22 protein-coding genes are annotated in these 22,506 nt (G+C 72.1%); 13 read left to right on the forward strand and 9 right to left on the reverse strand.

The genetic code is table 11. The features are described 5' to 3' along the window. Positions 1-3 precede the first annotated feature (3 nt). Positions 4-840, reverse strand: coding sequence for an alpha/beta hydrolase (locus AB0K12_RS30245; protein WP_364568523.1), 837 nt, complete (start codon positions 838-840; stop codon positions 4-6). 138 nt (positions 841-978) lie between these two features. Beyond that, positions 979-1,626, reverse strand: a complete 648-nt coding sequence (locus AB0K12_RS30250) for a PadR family transcriptional regulator (protein WP_364568525.1) — start codon at positions 1,624-1,626, stop codon at positions 979-981. A gap of 144 nt (positions 1,627-1,770) precedes the next feature. Between AB0K12_RS30250 and AB0K12_RS30255 the strand changes: the two genes are divergently transcribed. Beyond that, positions 1,771-1,926 (forward strand): hypothetical protein, encoded by a 156-nt coding sequence (locus AB0K12_RS30255; RefSeq protein WP_364568528.1) that lies wholly within the window; start codon positions 1,771-1,773, stop codon positions 1,924-1,926. A 140-nt stretch (positions 1,927-2,066) separates the two neighbouring features. Here AB0K12_RS30255 and AB0K12_RS30260 read toward each other — a convergent pair whose 3' ends face one another. Continuing rightward, entirely contained in the window at positions 2,067-2,348 is a 282-nt protein-coding gene (locus AB0K12_RS30260; RefSeq protein WP_364568531.1) for a DUF3040 domain-containing protein, read from the reverse strand. A gap of 133 nt (positions 2,349-2,481) precedes the next feature. On the opposite strand from AB0K12_RS30260, the gene AB0K12_RS30265 reads away from it, so the two are divergent. The 5 genes from AB0K12_RS30265 to AB0K12_RS30285 all read left to right on the forward strand — a co-directional run bounded on the left by AB0K12_RS30265 (position 2,482) and on the right by AB0K12_RS30285 (position 10,602). Beyond that, the gene (locus tag AB0K12_RS30265; protein ID WP_364568534.1) at positions 2,482-3,522 is read left to right on the forward strand and encodes an Rv2578c family radical SAM protein; all 1,041 of its coding nucleotides are present in this window, start codon (positions 2,482-2,484) and stop codon (positions 3,520-3,522) included. A 143-nt stretch (positions 3,523-3,665) separates the two neighbouring features. After that, a complete protein-coding gene (locus AB0K12_RS30270; RefSeq protein ID WP_364568537.1) occupies positions 3,666-5,540 on the forward strand; it encodes a translation factor GTPase family protein in 1,875 nt (624 codons plus the stop codon). Positions 5,541-5,697: 157 nt separating this feature from the next. Further along, positions 5,698-5,820, forward strand: a complete 123-nt coding sequence (locus AB0K12_RS30275) for a hypothetical protein (RefSeq protein ID WP_345385495.1) — start codon at positions 5,698-5,700, stop codon at positions 5,818-5,820. 97 nt (positions 5,821-5,917) lie between these two features. Then, positions 5,918-9,145 carry a PDZ domain-containing protein gene (locus AB0K12_RS30280; protein ID WP_364568541.1) on the forward strand — a complete coding sequence of 1,076 codons (3,228 nt, stop codon included), beginning with the start codon at positions 5,918-5,920 and terminating at the stop codon, positions 9,143-9,145. Between the two features lie 158 nt (positions 9,146-9,303). Then, on the forward strand, positions 9,304-10,602 hold the full coding sequence (locus AB0K12_RS30285; RefSeq protein WP_364568544.1) for a glycosyltransferase family 4 protein: 1,299 nt from the start codon (positions 9,304-9,306) through the stop codon (positions 10,600-10,602). 146 nt (positions 10,603-10,748) lie between these two features. Here the strand turns inward: AB0K12_RS30285 and AB0K12_RS30290 are convergent, their stop codons facing one another. The 3 genes from AB0K12_RS30290 to AB0K12_RS30300 form a co-directional block, all read right to left on the reverse strand. Continuing rightward, on the reverse strand, positions 10,749-11,669 hold the full coding sequence (locus tag AB0K12_RS30290) for a trypsin-like peptidase domain-containing protein (protein WP_364568547.1): 921 nt from the start codon (positions 11,667-11,669) through the stop codon (positions 10,749-10,751). 75 nt (positions 11,670-11,744) lie between these two features. Continuing rightward, complete coding sequence (gene crcB, locus AB0K12_RS30295; RefSeq protein WP_364568550.1) at positions 11,745-12,104, reverse strand: fluoride efflux transporter CrcB; 360 nt, start codon at positions 12,102-12,104, stop codon at positions 11,745-11,747. Then, the gene (locus tag AB0K12_RS30300) at positions 12,101-12,556 is read right to left on the reverse strand and encodes a CrcB family protein (protein WP_364568552.1); all 456 of its coding nucleotides are present in this window, start codon (positions 12,554-12,556) and stop codon (positions 12,101-12,103) included. The genes crcB and AB0K12_RS30300 overlap by 4 nt, the downstream gene beginning before the upstream one ends. Positions 12,557-12,628: 72 nt before the next feature. Here AB0K12_RS30300 and AB0K12_RS30305 point away from each other — a divergent pair, with 72 nt between their 5' ends. Beyond that, positions 12,629-13,342, forward strand: a complete 714-nt coding sequence (locus AB0K12_RS30305) for an HNH endonuclease family protein (protein WP_364568555.1) — start codon at positions 12,629-12,631, stop codon at positions 13,340-13,342. A 1-nt stretch (position 13,343) separates the two neighbouring features. Here AB0K12_RS30305 and AB0K12_RS30310 read toward each other — a convergent pair whose 3' ends face one another. Further along, positions 13,344-14,183: a GDSL-type esterase/lipase family protein gene (locus tag AB0K12_RS30310; protein WP_364568562.1), complete on the reverse strand. Its 840-nt coding sequence runs from the start codon at positions 14,181-14,183 to the stop codon at positions 13,344-13,346. 218 nt (positions 14,184-14,401) lie between these two features. Between AB0K12_RS30310 and AB0K12_RS30315 the strand changes: the two genes are divergently transcribed. Then, on the forward strand, positions 14,402-15,631 hold the full coding sequence (locus AB0K12_RS30315) for an isochorismate synthase (protein WP_364568565.1): 1,230 nt from the start codon (positions 14,402-14,404) through the stop codon (positions 15,629-15,631). A gap of 127 nt (positions 15,632-15,758) precedes the next feature. Here the strand turns inward: AB0K12_RS30315 and AB0K12_RS30320 are convergent, their stop codons facing one another. Then, entirely contained in the window at positions 15,759-16,379 is a 621-nt protein-coding gene (locus tag AB0K12_RS30320) for a YigZ family protein (RefSeq protein WP_364568568.1), read from the reverse strand. Between the two features lie 236 nt (positions 16,380-16,615). Between AB0K12_RS30320 and AB0K12_RS30325 the strand changes: the two genes are divergently transcribed. The 5 genes from AB0K12_RS30325 (at position 16,616) to AB0K12_RS30345 (ending at position 21,580) form a co-directional block, all read left to right on the forward strand. Beyond that, positions 16,616-16,951 carry a helix-turn-helix domain-containing protein gene (locus AB0K12_RS30325; protein ID WP_364568571.1) on the forward strand — a complete coding sequence of 112 codons (336 nt, stop codon included), beginning with the start codon at positions 16,616-16,618 and terminating at the stop codon, positions 16,949-16,951. A gap of 61 nt (positions 16,952-17,012) precedes the next feature. Then, positions 17,013-17,351, forward strand: coding sequence for a transposase (locus AB0K12_RS30330; protein ID WP_364568574.1), 339 nt, complete (start codon positions 17,013-17,015; stop codon positions 17,349-17,351). An 89-nt stretch (positions 17,352-17,440) separates the two neighbouring features. Further along, positions 17,441-17,758, forward strand: a complete 318-nt coding sequence (locus AB0K12_RS30335; RefSeq protein WP_364568577.1) for a hypothetical protein — start codon at positions 17,441-17,443, stop codon at positions 17,756-17,758. Between the two features lie 172 nt (positions 17,759-17,930). Further along, positions 17,931-19,955: a hydantoinase/oxoprolinase family protein gene (locus AB0K12_RS30340; protein ID WP_364568580.1), complete on the forward strand. Its 2,025-nt coding sequence runs from the start codon at positions 17,931-17,933 to the stop codon at positions 19,953-19,955. Next, a complete protein-coding gene (locus AB0K12_RS30345; protein ID WP_364568583.1) occupies positions 19,952-21,580 on the forward strand; it encodes a hydantoinase B/oxoprolinase family protein in 1,629 nt (542 codons plus the stop codon). Before AB0K12_RS30340 ends, AB0K12_RS30345 begins: the two co-directional genes overlap by 4 nt. 85 nt (positions 21,581-21,665) lie before the next feature. On the opposite strand, the gene AB0K12_RS30350 is transcribed toward AB0K12_RS30345, so the two are convergent. Next, a complete protein-coding gene (locus tag AB0K12_RS30350; protein ID WP_364568586.1) occupies positions 21,666-22,499 on the reverse strand; it encodes a metallophosphoesterase in 834 nt (277 codons plus the stop codon). Positions 22,500-22,506 lie beyond the last annotated feature (7 nt).

Below are 22,506 nucleotides of genomic sequence, written 5' to 3' on the forward strand. Positions count from 1 at the left end.
TCGTCACCGGTCCTTGAGGAAGCGGTGGATCTCCTCGGCCGCGCGGCCGGGGCGGCCGCGGTCGGCGGTGTTGGAGGTGGCGCTGTGGTCGAGGCCCTCCATGAGCACCTTGGTGGCGTGCGGCAGCACCTCCTCGAGGCCGGCGAGGGCCGCGCGCAGGTAGGGGCGGGTCCTGGTGCCGCCGAGCAGCAGCACCTCCTGCCGCACGGCCCGATACATCTCCAGGTCGCCCGCCGCCTCCCTGGCGAGCTGGAGATCCTGCCGCAAGGTCGGCGCCAGCTCGGCGAACGTCGCGCCCGGGCCTTTCAGCATCCTGCGGGTGAGCAGCTCCAGCAGCTTGCGCGGCACCAGGTTGAAGACGGGCGGGCCGAGCTCGGCCGCCTTCATGCCGGTGACCAGCGCTGCGGGCACGTTCCCCGCGGTGAGCTCCTGGTCGAGGCGGCTCAGGTGGACGTCCAGGGCGGCGCCGTCGGGGAGCAGCGGCGGCTCGAAGACGACGGCCCCGTGCAGGTCGGGACGGACGAGCAGGGTGCGCAGCGTGATGATCGCCCCTGAGCTGACGCCCGCGACGTAGCGGGCGCCGGTGGCCTCGATGAGCGCCGCGAGGTCGGCCACCTCCCGTTCCAGCCCGTACGCGGGGCCGGCCGGGCCGCTGGCGCCCCTGCCGCGCCGGTCGGGCAGGTAGCAGGTGAAGTCGGCCGACAGGGCCTGCGCGAGGTCGAGCTGGCTGCGGCCGGTCTGCATGGCGCCGTGCAGGATCACCAGCCCTGGGCCGCGGCCGACCTGATGGTAGCCGATCGTCGCGCCGTCATCGGACGTCACGGCGCCTGTGGTGGTCATGATCATGAGGGCTCCCTCATCGGTCGGTGAAGGGGAGCCCGGCTATCGTTGTCGATGCCATCTCGTGGCCGGGGCTCCGCTTCGGGTGCGAGATCCGCCCGGCGGCGGTGTTGCAGCACCGCCGCCGGGCCTGTCCGGTCAGTCGTCCTGCGTGCCTCTGGCGGCCAGGTCCTCCAGCCCGTCCGGCAGGTCGCCCGTACGGTGGTAGGCCCGCCACTCCTCGATCCCGGGGAACGTGCCCCCGTCCAGCTCCGCCACCAGCGAACGCACCCAGGCGGCCTGGGCTTCGCGCATCGCCAGTGCGTACTCCGACTCGACGACGAAGAGGCGCGGCAGCTCGGCCCGCTCCTCCTCCAGCGCCCGCCGGTCGGCCCCGATCCGCTCCTCCAGCCGGGCCAGCCGCTCCCGCAGCAGCGCGCCGACCTCGTCGGGACCGAGCCCGCCCATCACGGACAGGCCGGCCTCGAACGCCGTCGGCAACCTCTCGGGCGTGGACAGCAGCTCGCGCGTCCAGTCGGCGGCCTCGCGGCGGCCGGCGTCGGTAATGCGGTAGACGGTCCGCTCGGGCCGCGCGCCCTGCCGTCCGCTCTCCACCGCCTCAAGGAAGCCGTGTCTGTGCAGGTTGCGGACGACGGTGTAGAGCGAGCCCCACTTGATGGGCATGTCCTGGTCCTTGTCCCTGGCGCGCAGGACGGAGGCCATCTCGTACGGGTGCATGGGGCGCCGGCCGACGACGGTGAGCACGGCCAGCGCCAGCAGGTTCGTCACCGGTCGCCGCTTGGCCACGATGCGCTCCTCGCCTCGAATACTCGTCTGCGAGTATACGCATGCGAGTATTCGAGGAACAAGGCCCCCATCGGCCTGTGCGCGCGGTTCGATACGTTCGTCCTGAGTCCTGACGCACCCCGAGCGAGAGCGAGACGAGCACCGATGAGCCGCCGGCACCGCTACCGGACCGCCGTGACCTGGACCGGCGACGTGGAGACGGCGACCGCCCTGCACGCCGACGCCGCCAAGGCCTGCTTCATCGCCGCCTCGGTCAACTTCCCCGTCCGCCACGAGCCCACGGTCCGCGTCGCCGGCTGATGCGAAATCTCCGCCGCGCGTGATTGCGCGGCTTTTCCGGGCAGACCCCATCCCGTGATCGCCGGAAGCACACAAGGAGAGGCGACGAGCACGGAGGCTCGACGCCGGAGATCTTCGTGTGGGCCGTCCGCGGCCAGGGCTCAGAACATGGTGGACAGAGCCATGGCGGCGGCGGCTTCGTGGCGGAGAACCATGATCAGCAATGTGGCGACCAAGGTGGCGATCAACACCCAGCTGATCAAAATGATGACCGTCGAGCGGCGTGGTCTGCGCTTGGGACCCGATTGCCCCGTGGACCTCGCCTCGCTGCGACGAACCCGCTCGTTGAACGACTCAAGCCGCGCCACAAGTCTCGGATCGTCGTCGACGAGGTGCCGCTCGATCTGGGCCAGCATCCGCTCCTCGTCCTGCGACCAGGCCATAGGTGCACCTCCCGAACGCAAGCTCCGTGGCGTCTTTCTGCCCAACCATGAAGATCATTAGCCCCAAGCTGACCATGTAATTGCGACGTCTTTTGGTTTGCGATCAAGCTCGAATACTTGTTCTAATCATGGGATGCGCTGGGACAACCTGCGCCTGGCCGACCCCGGCCGGGACGATCCGGCCGTGCCGCTGTTCGCTCGCGGCGCGGTCACCCGAACGTTCGACACGCCTGAGTTCCGCGGCATGACCTTCTACGAGATTCAGGCCCGATCCATCGTCAACCGCGTGCCCGCCGCGAGCCGGGTGCCGTTCGAGTACACGATCAACCCCTATCGCGGGTGCACCCACCGCTGTATTTACTGTTTTGCCCGAAAAACGCACGAATATCTTGATTTGGATGCCGGGGCGGACTTCGACTCGAAGATCGTGGTCAAGGTCAACGCCGCCGAGCTGGCCCGCAAAGAGCTGGCCTCACCGCGCTGGGGCGGCCACCACATCGCCATGGGCACCAACGTCGACTGCTACCAGCGCGCCGAGGGCCGCTACAAGCTGATGCGCGGCATCCTCGCCGCGCTGCGCGACGCCGCCAACCCGTTCTCCATCCTCACCAAGGGCACCCTGATCCTGCGCGACCTCGACCTGCTCACCGGGGCCGCCGAGGTGACCGAGGTGGGCGCGAACGTGTCGGTCGGGTTCGTCGATCCTGAGATGTGGCGCGCGGTCGAGCCGGGCACGCCGCACCCGGGCCGGCGGCTGGAGACGTGCGCGACGCTCAACGACAACGGCATCGCGTGCGGGGTCCTGATGGCCCCGATCCTCCCCTACCTCACCGACTCGCCCGCCCAGCTCGACCGCACGGTCAAGGAGATCGCCGCCGCCGGCGCCACCCACATCTCGCCCATCGTGCTGCATCTGCGTCCTGGGGCGCGGGAGTGGTGGCTGTCGTGGCTGTCTCGCGAGCACCCGCGGCTGGTGCCGCGCTACCTGGAGCTCTACGGCCGCGGCTCCTACGCGCCGAAGGCGTACCAGCAGCGGGTCGCCGGCATGGTGAAAGAGCTGGCCCGGCGCCACGGCGTCGGCCGCGCCACCCCTGCCGTGGCCCGCCGCCTCCCACCGGCCCGCCCTGCCACTCCCCCTGAGCCGCCCGAGCCCGAGCAGCTCCGCCTGCTCTAGCGGGAAAAAGGGTTGGCGGCAGCCGTCCGGCGGATGGCAGGATGGCGGGCACCCCGGCGTCGAAGATCAGGAGTTCGGAATGAGGTGCCTCGGAGTCTCCCAGCGCCCTATTGGCTCGAGAGTTTCCCGAGGGTTCCTCAACCGTGCACATCCTGAACATCGGCATCCTCGCGCACGTGGATGCGGGCAAGACCAGCCTGACTGAGCGGCTGCTGTTCGAGACCGGCGTCATCGACCGGCTCGGCAGCGTCGACACCGGCAGCACCCAGACCGACACCGGCGAGATCGAGCGGCGGCGCGGCATCACCATCCGCACCGCCGTCGCCTCCTTCACACTCGGCGAGCTGCGGGTCAACCTCGTGGACACGCCGGGGCACGCCGACTTCGTGGCCGAGGTCGAGCGGGCGCTCGGCGTGCTTGACGGCGCCGTGCTGGTGCTGTCGGCCGTCGAAGGGGTGCAGCCGCACACCCGGGTCCTCATGAAGACCCTGCGCAGGCTGCGGCTGCCGACGCTGATCTTCGTCAACAAGATCGACCGGGCCGGCGCGCGCGAGCACGAGCTGCTGGCCGAGATGCGGCGGCGGTTGTCGCCGTCCTGCGTGCCGATCACCACCGTCGAGGGCATCGGCGGGCGCGCGGCCGTCACCCGGCCGCTCCCCTCGCTCCGGCCGGCCGCCGAGGTGCTCGCCGAACGCGACGACGACCTCCTGGAGCTGCTGGTCGAGGGTGGTGAGCCGGGCGCCGGCCAGGTGCGTGCGGCGCTGGCCCGCCAGTGCGGCGCCGGTGAGGCGTATCCGGTGCTGTTCGGCTCGGCGATCACCGGGCAGGGCGTGCCCGAGCTGCTCGACGGCATCGCCGCACTGCTTCCCGCCGTGCCCCAGCCCGCCGAGGGCGGGCGGCCGAGCGGTCCTGTGTTCGCGGTCGAACGGGGCCCGTCCGGGGAGAAGGCGGCGTACGTACGGGTGCGCGAGGGCGTGCTGCGCACCCGCGAGAAGATCGGCTTCTACCGGGACGGGACGCACGCCTACCACGGGCGGCTGACCGCGCTCGCCGTGGCGGGCGCGCCGCAGCGGCGCACGGCGCTGGCGGGCGACATCGTCAGGGTCTGGGGCGTGCCCGAGGTCCGGGTCGGCGATCACCTGGGCGGTCCTGGGCCGTCGGGGCGGGCCCACTTCACCCCGCCGAGCCTGGAGACGGTGGTCAGGGCCCGCGTGCCGGGGGAGGAACCGCGCGTGCACGCGGCGCTGCTCGCGCTGGCCGAGCAGGACCCGCTGATCGGCACGCGCACGGTGGCGGGCGGCGAGACGTCGGTCCTGCTGTACGGCGAGGTGCAGAAGGAGGTCATCGGCGAGACCCTGGCCAGGGAGTACGGGGTGGAGACGGCGTTCGAGCCGAGCCGCCCCGTCTACTTCGAGCGGCCCGCGGGCACCGGCGAGGCGCTGGAGGAGATCCAGCGCCACGGGCCCAACGAGCACATGGCGACGGTGGGGCTGCGGGTGGACCCGGCGCCGCACGGCTCGGGGGTGGGCTACCGGCTGGAGGTGGCGCTCGGGTCGCTGCCGCTGGCCTTCCACCGGGCGATCGAGGAGAGCGTGCGCGCGGCACTGCACGAGGGGCCGCACGGCTGGCCCGTGACCGACGTGACGGTGACGCTGACCAGGACCGGCTACAGCGCGCCGGAGACCGTGGCGGCCGACTTCCGTGGCCGTACCCGGATCGTGCTGGCGCGGGCGCTGCGCCGGGCGGGCACGATCGTGCATGAGCCGTGCCACCGGTTCGAGGTGGAGGTGCCGCTGGAGACCTTCGGCCCGGTCACGGCGCAGCTCGCGGCGCTGGGCGGCGAGCTGCGCGACACGGCGCGGCGCGCGGACACGTGGGTGCTGGGCGGGGAGATCCCGGCGGCGGCGGTGCACGTCTTCGAGCGGCGGCTGCCCGGGTTGTCGCACGGCGAGGGCGTGTGGTGGTCGGAGGCGTCCGGCGACCGGCCGGTCCGCCAAGGGGTCGTGAGCGGCCGCTGACGGACGTCGGTGAGCGAATTCGAGAGCTGCATGCCCGAGTAGCTAAGGGGTTACGAAGAGTACATAAGAGGCATGTCGGGTTTCGTCGTTCGATGGGTATTAAGGGGCTTGGTGTACCAATCAGGTGCATCACGTCCGTACAGGGGGGATGATCTCCATGGCAGACACGAAGAAGAAACCCACGGCCAAGTCCGGCAAGTCCAAGAAGCAGGCCATCAAGACCAGCCGGCAGGCCAAGGAGACCAAGCGGGAAGGCACCAAGCCGACCGGCGAAGAGTGATCTTCCGGGCAGCCCTCCCAGGCTGCCCGTCCGGTGAGCTGATCGGACGGCCGAGGCGGGGGGCCTCGACCGTCCGATCGACTGTGGAGCTGCGCCCATGTCGGCTTACCTGCGCTTCCCCGCCGTGTTCCAGGACGTGGTGGTGTTCGCCGCCGAGGACGACCTGTGGATGGTCTCCGCCCAGGGCGGACGGGCGTTCCGGCTGACCGCGGGGCTGGCCGAGGCCGGCTACCCGCGCATCTCACCGCGCGGCGACCAGCTCGCGTTCGTGGGGCGCGAGGAGGGTCCTGAAGAGGTGTACGTGATGCCGGCCGGCGGCGGCGCGGCCCGCAGGGTGACCTTCCACGGCGCCCGCTGCACGGTGACCGGCTGGGACCTGGACGGCCGCATCCTGTACGCCAGCGACCAGGGCCAGCCCTTCGAGGGACGCAAGTGGCTGCACCGCGTGGCGCCGGGCGGGGTGCCGGAGCGGCTGCCGTACGGGCCGGCGAACTCGATCGCGTACGCGCCCGGCGGCATGATCGTGCTGGGCCGCAACACCGCCGACCCCGCCCGCTGGAAGCGCTACCGCGGCGGCACGGTCGGCGACCTGTGGATCGACCCGCGCGGCGACGGCGAGTTCCGCCGCCTGATCCGGCTGCCCGGCAACCTGGCCTCGCCCTGCTGGAGCGACGGCCGGGTGTGCTTCATCTCCGACCATGAGGGCGTCGGCAACGTCTACTCGTGCACCCCCGACGGTGACGATCTGCGCAAGCACACCCATCACGACGACTATTACGCCCGTAACCTGTCGGGCGACGGGCACCGTCTGGTCTACCACGCCGGCGCCGACCTGTACCTGCTGGAGCCGGGCGAGCCTGCGCGCCGGCTGGAGGTGCGGCTGGCCAGTTCCAGGACGCAGCGCAACCGCAGGTTCGTGGACGCCGCCGAGTTCCTCGACAGCGCCACCCTCGCCCCCGACGGCAGCGCGGTGGCCCTCACGACGCGCGGCAAGGCGTACGCGATGGGGAACTGGGAGGGCCCCGTGCGGCGGCACGGCTCCACCGACGGGGTCCGCTACCGCTTCCTGACCTGGCTGAACGACGGCGTCAGGCTCATCGCGGCGGCCAGCGACGACGGCGACGAGGAGCGCCTGGTCGTCCTGGAGCCGACCGACGCCGGCGCGAGCGCCGGCCGGGAGGCGAAGCCGGACGCGGGCGCAGGAGCGGGCGCGGGCGCGGGGGCGGGCGCGGGGGCAGGGGTCGAGGTGGCGCGGCTGGGGCGGATCAACGAGCTGGTGCCCGACCCGGCGCACGACCGGGTGGCGATCGTCAACCACCGCCACGAGCTCTACCTGCTCGACCTGTCCCAGGGCCGGTCGGTGCTGGTGGAGGCCAACCCGCACGGCGCGCCGGAGGATCCTGCCTGGTCGCCGGACGGGCGGTGGCTGGCGTACGCGAGCCCGCTCAACGCCCAGACCACCGCGATCAGGCTGCACCACCCGGAGACCGGCCGCACGGTGCAGGCCAGCGAGCCGGTGCTGAAGGACTCGATGCCGGCCTTCGACCCGGATGGCCGCTACCTGTACTTCATCGGGCAGCGCGTCTTCTCGCCGGTCTATGACCAGCTCCAGTTCGACCTGGGTTTCCCGCTGGGCACCCGGCCGTACGCGGTGGCGCTGCGCGCGGACGTGCCCGACCCGTTCGTCCCCCGGCGGCACCCGCTGACGGACAAGGACGACAAGGACGACGAGGACGACGAGGACGACGAGGACGACGAGGACGACGAAGAGGAAGAGCACGAGGAGCCGCTGCGGGTGGACCTGGACGGGCTGGCCGGCCGGGTGACCGCGTTCCCGCTGCCGGAGGGCCGCTACGAGCAGGTGGCCGGGCTGCGCAAGGACAAGGCGCTCCTGCTCACCAGCCCCTTGGAGGGCGACGGCACGCTGCACCTGTTCGACTTCGCCAAGGGCGAGAGCGAGACGTTCGCCGAGGGCGTCACCGCGTTCGAGCTGGGCCGCGACCACCGCACGCTGCTGTACCGCGCGGACGACCGGCTGCGCGTGGTCAAGGCCGGCGAGGTGCCGGGCGACGGCGACACGCCGGGGCGCGACAGCGGCTGGATCGACCTGTCGCGGGTCAAGGTGCCGGTCTGCCCTGAGGCGGAGTGGCGGCAGATGTTCCGCGAGGCGTGGCGGCTGCAGCTGGAGAACTTCTGGACCGAGGACATGGCGGGCGTGGACTGGGCGGCCGTGTACGACCGCTACCAGCCGCTGGTCGACCGGGTCACCACCCGCGGCGAGTTCTCCGACCTGCTGTGGGAGCTGCACGGCGAGCTGGCCACCAGCCATGCCTTCGAGAGCGGCGGCGAGTACCGCCCAGGGCCCGACTACAGCCAGGGCAAGCTGGGCGTGGACTGGGACCACCGGGACGGCGTCTACCACATCCGCTCGATCATGACCGGCGACCGGTGGGACCCGAAGGCGACCTCGCCGCTGAACCGGCTCGGCCTCGACGTACGGCCGGGCGACGCGGTGCTGGCGATCAACGGCGCGCCGATCGGCACGGCGGCCACTCCGAACGAGCGGCTGGTCAACCAGGCGGGCGAGGAGGTCGAGCTGACGGTGCGGCGCGGCGAGCGGGTGTTCGCCGTCACCGTACGCGCGCTCGCCGATGAGCGCCCGGCCCGCTACCGCGACTGGGTGAACCTCAACAGGGCCCGCTGCCACCGGCGCTCCGGCGGCCGGGTGGGCTACCTGCATGTGCCCGACATGGGGGCCGAGGGGTTCGGGGAGTTCCACCGGGGTTTCCTGGCCGAGTACGACCGGCACGCGCTCATCGTGGACGTGCGCTTCAACGGCGGCGGGCACGTCTCGGCGCTGCTGCTGGAGAAGCTGGCCAGGCGGCGGCTGGGCTACGACTACCCGCGGTGGGGCGACGCGGAGCCGTACCCGCCGGAGTCGCCGCGCGGCCCGCTGGTGGCGATCACCAACGAGTGGGCGGGCTCCGACGGCGACATCTTCAGCCACACCTTCAAGCTGCTCGGCCTCGGCCCGCTGGTGGGCAGGCGCACGTGGGGCGGCGTGATCGGCATCTGGCCGCGCCACCAGCTCGCGGACGGGACGGTGACGACGCAGCCGGAGTTCTCGTTCGCGTTCGACGACGTGGGCTGGCAGGTGGAGAACTACGGCACCGATCCCGACATCGAGGTGGACATCACCCCGCAGGACTACGCGAGAGGTGTGGACACGCAGCTGGAGACGGCCATCGACACCGCTCTCGAGCTGCTGGCCGAGCATCCGCCGCACACCCCGGATCCCCGGCACCGGCCCGGAATGCAACCTTAGTCACTTCCCCGGCGTCTAATGATCATAGGTGGGGAAAGCGCACAGGGGATGAAGGACGTGTACCCCGCCGAACACGACCGAGCCGGTGGTGAGGCTGACGCCCTCACCACCGGCGATGTGTATGTACAGCTTTTTGACGCTGATAGGAGACATGACAGGTGCGCGCACTGGCACGCAAGGGCAAGTCGGCGATGGTCCGGCTCTATCGGGGGTACGACCGGCGCAAGGCACGCACCGCGCCGCCGCCATCGACCAGGCGGATCCGCATCCTCCTCCTGCACGCGCACGGGATGGGCGGTACGATCAGGACCGTGTTCAACCTGGCCGGTTACCTGGCCGACGAGCACGAGGTCGAGATCGTCTCCGTCCTGAAAGAGGCCGAGCAGCCGTTCTTCCCGGTCGACCCGCGGGTGACGTTCCGCTATCTGGACGATCGTCTCAACCCCGGGCACGACCCCGTACGCGCGATGTTGTCGAAGCTGCCGAGCCGGCTGATCCCCAAGGAGGAGTCGGCGTACCACCGGTTCAACCTGTGGACCGACCTCAAGCTGGCCCGGTTCATCCGCTCGCTGGACGACGGCGTGCTGATGGCCACCCGTCCCGGGCTGAATCTCGCGGTCGCCCAGTTAGCGCCACCGGGCGTCATCACGATCGGGCAGGAGCACGTGGCCCTGGCCACCCAGCCGGAGCCGGTGCAGGAGCTGATCAAGTGGCGCTACCGCCGCCTGGACGCGCTGGTCACGCTCACCAAGGCCGACCTGAAGGACTACCAGGACACGCTGGAGAAGGCGCCGCGCAAGCTGGTGCGCATCCCGAACGCGGTGCCGCCGATGAGCGGCGAGGTGTCCAAGCTCGACGCCAAGGTGGCCGTCGCGGTCGGCAGGATGACCCGGATCAAGGGCTTCCACCGGCTGATCACCGCCTGGGAGACGGTCGCGCAGGCACACCCCGACTGGAAGCTGCGCATCTTCGGGGCCGGGCCGCAGAAGGAGAACCTGGCCAGGCAGATCGCGGAGGCCGGTCTGGAGGGCAAGGTCGAGCTGCCGGGGCCCACCACCGACGTCGGGGCCGAGCTGGAGAAGGCGTCGATCTACGTGATGAGCTCGCGTCATGAGGGCTTCCCCATGACGATCCTGGAGGCCATGGCGAAGGGGCTGGCCATCGTCAGCTTCAACAGCCCGCACGGACCGAAGGAGATGATCAAGAACGAGGTGGACGGGCTGCTGGTCAAGCCGCGCACCAACGCGAACCTGGCCGCCGCCGTCATCCGGGTCATCGAGGACGAGCAGCTGCGGCGTGACCTGGCGGCGGGGGCGCTGGAGAAGGCGCAGACGTACGACGTGGACGTGATCGGCCAGAAGTGGGACAAGCTCCTCGCCGACCTCCTGGCCCACCGCGAGACCCGCTACCGCAAACGACTGGCCGCCCGGCAACCGGCATCGACCACCGCCACGTGAGCTCGGAGGGGTGGTAGCGGGGCCCCGCCACCGTCAGGGGCTCCCGAGCGCCCAGCGCAGGATCAGGCAGCGCACGATCAGGCAGCGCACGATCAGGCAGCGCACGATCGCCGGGAGGCCCGAAGCCGCCGCCTGGCCTCCTGCGGTCAGACGCCGGTGCCGGTGAGTTCCACCGGCTCGGCGATGACGTCCACCAGAGCGCCGTTGCGGTGCACGGTGATGGGGAGCGGGCGGCCGATGGCGTCGGCGAACATCAGCCGCTGGAGGCTCTGCGCGTCGCCCACCGGGGTACGGCCCGCGCTCAGCACCAGGTCGCCCGCCCGCAGCCCGGCGCGTTGCGCGGGTGAGCCGGGCACCACCTCGACCACGCGCAGCGCGCCGTCCTGCCCGGTGCGCCGGCGCAGCGGCTCGGGGAGCGGCGCCGGCGAGGTCACCAGGCCGAGGAACGCCCGCCTGACCCGGCCGTCCCTGATCAGCGCGGCGATGATGGACCTGGTGGTCACGTTGACCGGCACGGCCAGGCCGACGCCGACCCCGGCGACGGCCGTGTTGATGCCGACCACCCGCGCCTGCGCGTCGGCCAGCGCGCCGCCCGAGTTGCCGGGGTTGAGCGCGGCGTCGGTCTGGATGACGTCCTCGATCAGCCGCATGCCGGCCCCGCCGTGGGCGGGCAGCGAGCGGCCGAGACCGGACACCACGCCGGCGGTGACCGACCCGGCCAGCCCGAGCGGGTTTCCGACGGCCACCACGAGCTGACCCACCACGAGGTCGTCGCTGTCGCCCAGCTCGGCGGGCGGCGGGGTGGGGGTCTGCGCCCTGATGACGGCGAGATCTGACAGCGGGTCGCGGCCGACCACCTCGAACCCGCCGGAGCCGCCGTCGGCGAACGCGACGGTGCCGGACCGTGCGGTGCCGACGACGTGCGCGTTGGTCAGCAGGAACCCGTCGGCGGTGAACACCACCGCCGACCCGCTCCCCCGGCCGGCCCGCACACTGGCCACTTTCGGCAGCAACTCGGCCGCCACGGACGACACGACGCGAGAGTAGGCGTCGAGGGGATCCGCCATCACGCCCTCCAGGAGATGATTACGTGCTTACACGCTAACTCCCGAAGCGCGCCTCGCGGGCACGGCTGAAAGCGGTCAGGGCACGGCCTGGGCGACGGCCATGCCGCAGTAGGCGGCGCCGAGGCCGGCGACCACGCTGGCCAGCGCGTTGGCGATCGCGTGGAAGCGGGCGCCCTCCTCGGCCAGCCGGACCGTCTCGTAGCCGAGCGTCGAGTACGTCGTCAGCGCCCCGCAGAACCCCGTGCCCGCCAGCGCCATCACCCCGCCGTCCGCGGGCAGCGCGGCCAGGAAGCCCAGCAGCGCGGACCCGGCGACGTTGACGCTCAGCGTCCCCCAGGGGAAGACGGTCTCGTGCCGCGCCTGCACGGCCCGGTCCGCCAGGTAGCGCAGCGGCGCCCCGACGGCCGCCCCGATCACGATCAGCAGCACCGTCATCGGGTTCGCCCTCCGGCCACCCGGCGGGTGAGCCACATGCCGGAGGCGACCGCCAGCAGCGCCGCCGCCATGGTGGCCGCCAGGTAGACCAGCGCCGTCACCGGCGCGGCGGCGGCGACCGTACGCTGCGTGTCCACCACGTACGTGGAGAACGTGGTGTAGCCGCCCAGCACCCCCACCCCCAGGAACGGCCGCATCAGCCGGTGGGGCGTGCGGACCTCCGTGATGACCACCATGAGCACCCCGATGAGCAGGCAGCCCGACACGTTGGCGAGGAACGTCGCCCACGGGAAGCCGCCGGGCGGCGTCGGCAACAAGGTCTGCAGCCCGTGGCGGGCCAGCGCGCCCAGCGCCCCGCCGGCCGCGATCACGGCGATGACCGGCCAGTGGAGCTCGGCGCGCTGGGCCGGGACGTGAAGATCGACGTCAGGATCGATGGGACGATCAGTCACATAACCCTCCCCGTGTCGAAATACCGCGCGCCGGGAATCTCTCTAGACAACCCGGAGCTCATGGAGGTCTGCTTGAGCACCAAGGACGCCATCGCCGTCCTCGCCGGAGCCATCATCGTCGCTTCCTTCGTCGGCACCGCCCGAACCCCGCCCGCCACCGCGGCCAGCCCGCTGGGCAACGTCAGCGGCACGCTGCCCGGCCTGGCCCCCATCATCTCGGACGCGGAGAAGGCCGAGGCACGCGGGATCATCAAACGCCTGCGCACGAAGGGCTTCGGCCCCAACACCGGCTACGCCCGCACCCGCTACGGCGGCAACTGGGCCGACTCGGCCACGGGCGTCCCGTACGCGCGCAACGGCTGCCGCACCCGTGACGACCTGCTGGCCCGCGACGGGCGGAACGTGAAGTACCGCAAGGGCTCCGACTGCGAGGTCGTCTCCATGGAGCTGACCGACCCCTACACCGGCCGGGTGATCCACTGGCACAAGGACAACGCCGACGAGGTGCAGGTCGATCACGTGGTGCCGCTCAACTACGGCTGGCGGATGGGCGCGCCGCGCTGGTCGATGTCCAAGCGGCTCGACTTCGCCAACGACCCGCTCAACCTGCTGCCCGTGGACGGGCAGGCCAACGAGCAGAAGGACGCCTCGGGGCCGGCGAGCTGGCTGCCCCCGAGACGCGGCATCCGCTGCGCCTACGTGACCCGCTTCGCGCAGGTCGCGCTCAAGTACGACGTGCCGGTCCGCCCGGCCGACAAGAAGATCATGCTGAAGCAGTGCCGGTAGCTCAGCGCGGGTCGAGCCAGCGGAAACCCCGCCGGTACGTCTGCTCGGCCAGCACCCGCTGCCCCTCCGAGTTCGGGTGGAAGTAGTCCCAGCGGCTGACGTGCTCCAGCGTGAACGGGTAGGAGAACACCGCTCCCCCGTCGGTGCGGCAGCCGGGCCCGTACGCGGCGCACGCCGCGGCGGCGGCCCTGTTGTAGGCGATGACGCGGGCCCGCACCCTGGCCCGGCGCTGGTCGTCGGCGCGGCGGGTGGAGGCGGGGTTGTCCAGCATCGACTGGCAGATGCGGCCGGCGCCCCAGAACGTCCTGGCCAGGGCGCTGGACTTGCCGACCTGCCACAGCCGCCGCAGGTCGGGAACGCTGGCGAAGAACACCCTGGCCCCCGGCATGCCGGCGCGCAGCTCGGCCAGCGCGGCGTCGATGCGGCGGCGGTAGGTGGCGACCGGGGTCATCTGCTGCTCGGTGCGGACGCAGGCGTCCTGGGTGCCTATGAGGATCGTCACATAGTCGGCCTTGGCCTCGACCGCCTTCTTCACCTGGCCGAGCAGGTCGGCGCTGGTCGCGCCGGGCTTGGCGAAGTTCAGGTTGTTCTCCTGGAGCGTTCCAGACAGCTTCGACAGGCGCAGGTAGTGGCTGTTGACGTCCTTGTTGTCGCCGGACGACCAGGAGCGGGCAGTGCAGGAGACGTACCAGCCGCAGGCGTTGAACCCGGTCGAGATGGAGTCGCCGAGCGCGGCCATGACCTGCGGCACGGGCTGGGCGAGGGGGGCGGCCCGCACGGCCGTACCCGAGGCGGTGAGAACGACGGCGGCGGCGAGCACGGAGCCCAGGCGAGCGATCATGGGCACCAAGGTAGGGACGCGATGACCGGCCTGCCACGATCTCGAGGCGCGTACTGCCTGTTCAGGACCATCTTCATAGGGCGGCTTGACAGCGGGGGCCGGCTGGGGGAGTGCTCAACAGCGGGCGGCGGCCGGTTCTTTCCCGGTTCTTGACGGGTAACAGTGCATTCACGGGGGTCCGAGTCGAACGTGTTCAGTTCCCGCATAGAGTGTCTTGAGTGAGTGTCGCGCTCGGAACAACCCGCCCGCTGCCGGTTCGCACCACCCCTGTAGGCGACCCCGGTGACCTGCTGGCGTCCCTCCCCCACACGGCCCCCTACGCCTGGGTCAGGAACGGAGAGGGCCTCGTCGGATGGGGTGAGGCCGCCAGGGTGGCCGTCCCTCCGGGGCCAGGACGGTTCGCTTGGGCCCGCAAGTGGCTGGCCACCGTCTTCGGTGAGGCGCAGGTCGACGACTCCGTACGCACGCCGGGCTCCGGGGCGGTCGCCTTCGGCAGCTTCACCTTCGACGAGGACGCCCACGGCTCCGTGCTGGTGGTCCCCCGGGCCGTGCTGGCCCGCAGAGCCGGCCGGGCATGGCTGACCACCGTCGGCGAGTCGCCGCTGGAGAGGTTCACGCCCATCCGCGACCCCGGACGCATCAGCTACGGCGACGGCAGCCTGTCCGCGCCCGAGTGGGAGCACGTGGTGGCGCAGGCCGCCAAGCGCATCCGCGAGGGCGAGCTGGAGAAGGTGGTGCTGGCGCGCGACCTGGTCGCCACCGCCGAACGGCCGATCGACGTGCGGCTGCTGCTGTCGCGGCTGTCCGCCCGCTACCCCGAGTGCTACACGTTCTCGGTCGCGGGGCTCGTCGGCGCCACGCCCGAGCTGCTCATCCGCCGCACGGGGCAGGAGATCGAGTCGCTGGTGCTGGCCGGCACCACCCCGAGGGGCACCGGCCCGGCCGACGACCTCGCCCGCGGCGCCGCGCTGCTCGCCTCGGCCAAGGACCGGCACGAGCACGAGTGCGCGATCGCCTCCGTACGCCAGACGCTGGCCCCGCTGTGCTCGTCCCTGACCACGCCCGACGAGCCCGAGCTGCTGATGCTGCCCAACGTGCAGCACCTGGCCAGCCACGTCACCGGGCGGCTGGCCGACGGGGCTTCCGTGCTCGACGTGGTCGCCGCCATGCATCCGACGGCGGCCGTCGGCGGCACCCCGACCTCGACGGCGATCCAGGTCATCCGCGAGCTGGAGGGCATGGACCGCGCCGGTTACGCCGGTCCCGTCGGCTGGATCGACGCGCACGGCGACGGCGAGTGGGGCATCGCGCTCCGCTCGGGCCTCGTCCAGGGCCGCCGGGCCCGTCTGTTCGCGGGCGGCGGCATCATGGGCGACTCCGACCCGGCCGCCGAGCTGGCCGAGGCCCAGGCGAAGTTCCGCGTCATGCAGTACGCCCTGGAGGGCTGACCGCCCGGGCCCGCCGCACGAAGCCGGAACGCACGGGGCCCTTGAGGGCCGGTGGCGCCGGCCGACGGGGACCGCGAGGGCCAGCGCGGCGAGGCCGGGTTCGCCGGGCGAGCTTGGGCGGGCGGGGTCAGGCGGGCAGGTGGAGGGGGCCGCCGAGGTCGACGCGGGCGCGGCCGGCCGTCAGCGTGGCGACCCAGTCGGTGAACGCCGCCACCTCGTCCTCCCCCACCGCGACGGCGAAGGTCACCTCGCCCGCGTACGTCACGTCGCGCACCGCGTGACGGGAGGCGCGCAGGTCGTTCTCCACCCGCCCGGCCTGGTCGTGCGCGACGGCGACGTGGACGAGCCTGGCCGGCACCATCCGCACCGGCTCGGCCCGGTCGAGCGTCTCGGTGACGGCCGAGCCGTAGGCGCGCACGAGCCCGCCCGCGCCCAGCAGGGTGCCGCCGAAGTAGCGGGTCACCACCGCCACGATGTCGCTGAACCCCCGCCCCACCAGCGCCTGCACCATGGGCGTGCCCGCGGTGCCGCCCGGCTCGCCGTCGTCGTCGCCCTTCTGGATGCGCTCGCCGATGACGTAGGCGGTGCAGTTGTGGGTGGCGTCGGGGTAGAGCCTGCGGCGCTCGGCGATGAACGCGGCGGCCTCGTCGACGCTGCGCGCCGGGGCCAGCGCGCAGATGAAGCGCGAGCGCCGCGCCTCGGTCTCGTGCTCGACGACGGTGTTCAGGGTGAGGTAGGGGGCTGGCACATCCGACAGGGTAGTCCCCCGCCGCGCGGCCCCGGCGAGAGCTACCGGATTGTCGGCAGTGCTCCGGGCTTCAGCCCGGAGGTGAAGCCGACTGCCCCGCGTAGCGGGGCAAGAACAGCCGATTCGCCGCCAGGCGGACCGGCGACTCCCTTGAGTGAGTTCACCAGCCTGGACAGGGCGACCTGCCCGTTCTGATATCGCTGTGTCCGGCCATAAGCCAAGAGTAGGATCGGTGGGTGCGGTTGCGTTACTCCTACCGGGTGGACCCGACGCCCGCTCAGCGGATCGCGCTGGCGAAGGCGTTCGGGTGTGCCCGCGTGGTGTTCAACGACGCGGTCGCACTGCGCAACCACGCCCACACCCACGCTCTGCCGTTCATCACCGATGCGGAGCTGTCCCGCACGGTGATCACTGAGGCGAAGAAGCGCCCTGACCGGGCCTGGCTCGCCGAGGTGTCGGCGGTGGTGCTCCAGCAGGCGCTGGCTGATGCCACCACGCCGCAACTTTTTCTCCTCGGTCACCGGCAAACGCCGCGGGCCCAAACTCGGACCGCCACGTTTCCGTTCTCGTAAGGACAACCGGCAGACGATCCGCTTCACCAGGAACGCCCGCTTCAAGGTGGTCCCGGGCGGGATGTTGACCCTGCCGAAGATCGGTGACGTCGCGAGCTTCGCAGGGATGCTGGAGTACAAAGCGAAGCTGTACGGCAGGACGTTCCACCGGATCAGCCGCTGGTTCCCCTCCTCCAAGCTGTGCTCGGCATGTGGAACCATCCAGCCATCCATGCCGCTGAACGTCCGACAGTGGACCTGCGCCTGCGGCACGACCCACGACCGGGACCTCAACGCCGCGATCAACATCCTCGCCGCCGGACGGGCGGAGAGGCTCAACGCCTGTGGAGGGCCGGTAAGACCACCACTCGTGGTGGCACAGCCCGACGAAGCAGGAAGCCACGGAAGTGCCGCCGCGTGAACAGCGGCACAGACCACAATCCTTGGGCATCAGCCCGAGGAGCGCGTCAACATGCCGTCAGGTCGTCAGGAAGGACCGGGAGGGGTCTCATGGACAGTCCCAACGACACCGCGACCGCCGTCATGCCCTACGCGACGGCGGCGATCGACGCCTACGGCACCGGCGTGCTGGCCAGGACCCGCGAGCTGGCCGCCGACACGGAGGTGGCGAGGGGCGCGCGCATCCTGCAGCGGGTCTTCGGCCGCGGCGACGCCGCCTCCCGCGAGGTGATCGGCCGGGTGGCGGGCGCCAAGCCCGACGACGAGACCTGCCGCACCGCGCTGAGGCTGGCGCTCGCGGCAGAGCTCCGCGCCGACCCCCTGCTGCGCTTCGAGGTGGCGGCCATGCTCCCCCGCGCGCCCGCCTGACGGGGGGCGCAGCGAGCGAGGCCCCCGCCTTCCGACCGGGAGCGTGAACGGCCTCCCCCGCACCCCCGTCTCCGCCCCGGCCGGAGGGGCGGTGCGGGGTGCACGGGCGCGGAGTGGTGGGTGTGCGGGACGCACAGCACGGCGGCGCGGGCTTCCGCGTACGGTGCGGCACATGAGTTATCGCGTCGCCATGGACATCGGCGGCACCTTCACCGACGTCGTCTGCTACGACGACAGGACGGGTGCCGTCACCGCCTCGAAGGCGCCCACCACGCCGGGAGACCTCGCCGAGGGCGTCTTCGCCGCGCTCGGACGGGTGATGGACGACCCGTCGGAGATCTCGTTCTTCGTGCACGGCACCACGCAGGGCCTCAACGCGCTGCTGGAGCGCAAGGGCGCGAGGGTGCTGCTGCTGGCGAGCGGCGGCGGGCGCGACGTCTACCGGATCGCGCGCGGCAACCGCGACCGCATGTTCGACCTGCGCTACCGCAAGCCGGAGCCGCTGGTGCCGCGCCGCGACGTGATGGAGGCGGGCGGCCGGCTGGACTACCGGGGCCGCGAGCTGCAGCCGCTCGACGAGGAGTCGGTACGCGCGGCGGCCCGGCGGGCGCGGGCCGAGGGGTTCGACGCGGTGTCGGTGTGCCTGCTGTTCTCCTACGTCAACCCGGACCACGAGCTGCGGGCGGGCCGGATCCTGCGCGAGGAGCTGCGCGACGATGTGCTCGTGGTGCTCTCGCACGAGGTGGCGCGCGAGTGGCGCGAGTACGAGCGCACCTCGTCGGCGGTGCTGGAGGCGTACACGGGGCCGGTGGTGCGGCGCTACCTCGCGGGGATCGAGCGGCGCTTCTCCGAGCGCGGGCTGGGCGTGCCCGTGCACGTCATGCAGTCGTCGGGCGGGCTGGTCAACGCCTCGTACGCGATGCGCAGGCCGCTGCAGACGCTGCTCTCAGGGCCGGTCGGCGGGACGATGGGCGGCGTGGCGGCGGCGCGGCTGCTGGGCCGCGACAACGCGATCTGCATCGACATGGGCGGCACCTCGTTCGACGTGTCGCTCGTGGTGGACGGCCGGCCCGACGTGAGCGCGGAGGCGAGCATCGAGGGTCATCCGGTGCTGATGCCGATCGTCAACCTGCACACGATAGGCGCGGGCGGCGGCTCGATCGCGTACGCCGAGGCGGGCGCGCTGCGCGTCGGCCCCGAGTCGGCGGGTGCCGATCCCGGGCCCGCCTGCTACGGCAGGGGCGGCACGCAGGCCACGGTCACCGACGCGAACGTGGCGCTCGGGCGGGTGGATCCTGCCTGGTTCGCGGGCGGGCTGATGACGCTGGACGCCGAGGCCGCGGGGGCGGCGGTGGCGGAGCTGGCGGGGCGGCTGCGGCTGGACCCGCTGGAGCTGGCCGAGGGCGTCTGCGCGGTGGCCAACGCGAAGATGGCGCAGGCCATCCGCACGCTCACGGTGGAGCACGGGGTGGAGCCGCGCGAGTTCGCGCTGGTGGCCTTCGGTGGTGCGGGGCCGATGCACGCCGCGTTCATCGCGCGGGAGCTGGGCATCTCCGAGGTGGTCGTGCCGCGCTTCCCTGGCGCGTTCTCCGCCTGGGGCATGCTGGAGGCGGACGTGCGCAGGGACCTGACGGACCCGTACTTCCGGCCGCAGGACGTCCTCGACGGCGGCGACATGTCGCGGCGGCTGGTGGCCCTGGAGCGGGAGGCGCTCGACGCCCTCGACGCGCAGGGCGTGCCCGAGGAGCGGCGCCGCGTGGAGCACGCGGTGGACATGCGCTACGAGGGCCAGGACTACACGCTGACCATCCCGCTGCGCGACGCCACCGAGCCCGCCCAGGCCGGGTTCCTGGAGTGCGTGGCCGCCCGCTACGCCGAGGCGCACACGAGCCGCTACGGGCACGCCACCCCGGAGGCGCCGGTGGAGTTCGTCATGCTGCGCAGCACCGGGTTCGGTTCCTTCCCCCGCACCGCCGCCCCCGCGGTGGACGCCGCCGCGCCTCAGGAGATCGGCGTACGGGATGTGATCTTCGACGGCGAGGTGCACCGCACCCCCGTGCTGCGCCGCGCCGGCCTGGACGGCGAGCTGGCCGGGCCGGCGATCGTGGTGGAGGAGACCGCGACCACGGTCGTCCCGCCCGGCTGCCTGGCGAGCGTGGACGACAACGGCTTCCTCATCATGAAGGTGAACACGTGATCGACCCCGTCACCACCGAGATCATCCGCTGCGCGCTGCTGCAGGCGGCGGAGGACATGAACACCACCCTCGTCCGCAGCTCCTACACCCCCGTCATCTACGAGGCCAAGGACTGCGCGGTCGCGCTGCTCGACCGCGATCACAACGTCCTCGGCCAGTCGTCCGGGCTGCCGATCTTCCTCGGCAACCTGGAGGTGTGCACCCGCGAGACCGAGCGCCTGTACGGGGCCGAGGTGTGGCGGGAGGGCGACGTGTGGGTGCTCAACGACTCCTACATCGGCGGCACCCACCTCAACGACGTCACCGTTTACGGGCCGATCTTCGCGGGCGGCGAGCTGGCCGGGTTCGCCGCGTCGCGCGCCCACTGGCTGGACGTCGGCTCCAAGGACCCCGGCGGTTCCATGGACTCCACGTCGATCTTCCAGGAGGGCCTGCGGATGGGCCCCGTCAAGGTGTACGAGGGTGGGGAGCCCTGCCGTGACCTGCACGAGCTCATCGCCCGCAACGTGCGCTTCCCCCACGCCACGCTGGGCGACCTGCGCGCCCAGGTGAGCTGCGCGATGACCGGGCAGCGGCGGCTGAAGGAGATCGTCGACCGGTGGGGCCTCGCCACGCTGGCCGAGGCGCGCGAGCAGATCTTCGCCCAGACCGAGCGCATGGAACGCGCGGCCATCGCGGCCATCCCCGACGGCGTCTACCGGGCCTCGGGCTTCCTCGACAACGACGGCATCGACCTGGACACGCCGCTGCCGGTCACGGTGGCGGTCACGGTGGCGGGCGAGAGCATGCACGTGGACCTCACCGACTGCGCCGACCAGGCGACCGGCCCGGTCAACTGCGGCGCCGCGCAGGCGGTGGCCGCCGTGCGGGTCGGCTACAAGCTGCTGGTCTCCGGCGACGTGCCTTTGAACGGCGGCTCGTTCCGGCCGCTGTCGGTGCGCACCAGGCCGGGCTCGATGCTGGCCGCCGAGTCGCCGGCCGCCTGCCAGTACTACTACTCCCACCTGGGGCTGCTCATCGACCTGGTGGTCAAGGCGCTGGCGCCGGTGCTGCCGGGCAAGGCGGCCGCCGCGTCGTACGGCGACTCGATGATCGTGCAGTTCACCGGCACCGACCCGCGCACCGGCAAGCTGTATGTCTCCCAGGAGGCCACCGTCGGCGGCTGGGGCGCCTGGGAGGGCGGCGACGGCGAGAGCTGCCTGATCAACAACGTCAACGGGTCGCTGCGTGACATGCCGATCGAGGTGCTGGAGACGTTGTTCCCCGTCCGCGTCACCCGCTACGAGGTGCGCCCCGATACCGGCGGCGCGGGGCGCTGGCGGGGCGGCAACGGCGTGGTGCGCGAGTACGAGTTCTGCGGCGACACCTCGCTGTCGCTGTGGTTCGAGCGGTCGGTGACGCCCGCGTGGGGCCTGGCGGGCGGCGCGGACGGCGCGCCGCCGCGCGTCACGCTCAACCCCGGCACGCCGGGCGAGCGGCGCATGCTCAAGGTCAATGCGCTGCCCGTCAAGGCCGGTGACGTGCTGCGCTGCGAGTCGGGCGGTGGCGGCGGCTACGGGCCGCCCGAGGAGCGCGCGCCCGAGGCGGTGGCGGAGGACCGCGCGGAAGGCATGGTCACCGGATGAGACCCGCCCGCCGTCCCGGTGCTTTCCCCTGGCATCGGAGCGGCGGGCCTCCCCCTTCTACGCCTCCCCTTCTACGCCTCCCTTTCTACGCCTCCGGCAGCACGTCACGCAGCAGCCGCCGGCCGCCGGGACGGCGTTTCCACTCGCGCGGGTAGCCGAGCGACACCTCCTCGAAGCGCACGCCGTCGTGGCGGGTGACGCGCGGGATGTGCAGGTGGCCGTAGATCATCGCGGCCGTGGGGTGGCGTACGTGCCAGCCGGCCGTGGCCGTGGTGCCGCACCACTGGGCGAACTCGGGGTAGCGCAGGATGTTGGTCGGCTCGCGTACCAGGGGGTAGTGGTTGACGAAGACCAGCGGCACGTCGTCGTCCAGCTCGGCCAGCCGGCGCTCGGTGCGCGCCACGCGGTCGCGGCACCAGGCGTCGCGGGTGGGGTGGGGGTCGGGGTGGAGCAGGTATTCGTCGGTGCAGACCACGCCGGTGCCGTGGGCGTAGGCGAGCGCGCTCTCCTTGGTGGTGTGGCCTTCGGGGAGGAACGTGTAGTCGTACAGGAGGAAGAGCGGCACGATCCGCACGGGGCCGCCCGCGCCCCGCCATAACGGATAGTCGTCCTCCGGCGTGACGACGCCCAGCTCACGGCACATGCGTACCAGCTCGTCGTAGCGGGCCACGCCGCGCAGCTCGGGCGGGTCGCCGGGCGGCGTCCACAGCTCGTGGTTGCCCGGCACCCACACCACCCGCTCGAACCGGCCGGCCAGCAGGCCCAGCGCCCACCTGATGTCGGCCAGCCGCTCGCCCACGTCGCCGGCCACCAGCAGCCAGTCGCCGGGCGCGAGCGGTTTCAGCTCCTCCACGATGGCGCGGTTCTCGGGGTAGGCGACGTGCAGGTCGCTGACGGCGAGCAGTCTGGCGTCCGGCAATGGGGGT

Source organism: Nonomuraea sp. NPDC049419 (assembly GCF_040676995.1).
In the GTDB taxonomy this organism is placed as follows: domain Bacteria; phylum Actinomycetota; class Actinomycetes; order Streptosporangiales; family Streptosporangiaceae; genus Nonomuraea; species Nonomuraea salmonea.